Below are 611 nucleotides of genomic sequence, written 5' to 3' on the forward strand. Positions count from 1 at the left end.
CGGAAAAGGACACCAAGCTGGCTGTGGCGCGGGTTCGTCTGCGAGAACTGATAGAATAAGGCAGAAGCGGGATGACCGACGGGACGGGTACGGCTGAAACGAGACCGGCTCAGGGAACTCCGGGCGAGGTCTTTGCAGCCTTTTTCAAGCTCGGCCTGACCTCCTTCGGCGGGCCGATCGCGCATCTGGGCTACTTCCGCGATGAGTTGGTCATCCGACGGGGATGGCTGTCGGATCACGCCTACGGCGATCTTGTGGCGCTGTGCCAGTTCCTTCCCGGCCCGGCCTCGAGCCAGGTCGGTTTTGCTCTGGGAATGATGCGCGCGGGCTGGTTGGGCGCGCTGGCCGCCTTTGCCGCCTTCACGTTGCCTTCGGCGCTGGTGTTGCTGGTCTTTGCGATGTCGGCGGCATCCATCTCGGGTTCCCTTGGAACCGGGGCGCTGGACGGGCTCAAGATCGTCGCCGTGGCGATTGTCGCGCAGGCTGTCTGGGGCATGGCAAAGAACCTCTGTCCCGACCGGGAACGGGCTGCGATCGCGGTGGGCGCGGTGGTCATGCTGGCGTTCCTGCCGGGCGTTTTCGGGATGGCCGGCGCGATCCTGCTGGGCGCG

Annotated in this window: 1 protein-coding gene; it reads left to right on the forward strand. The window is 65.6% G+C overall.

Features of this window, described 5'->3' with window-relative positions:
* Positions 1-71: 71 nt before the first annotated feature.
* Positions 72-611, forward strand: a 540-nt coding sequence (locus tag KNW02_RS20710; protein ID WP_216035058.1) for a chromate transporter, incomplete at its 3' end; no start/stop codon positions are given.

The sequence above is a fragment of the Paracoccus marinaquae genome (assembly GCF_018860165.1).
GTDB lineage: Bacteria > Pseudomonadota > Alphaproteobacteria > Rhodobacterales > Rhodobacteraceae > Paracoccus > Paracoccus marinaquae.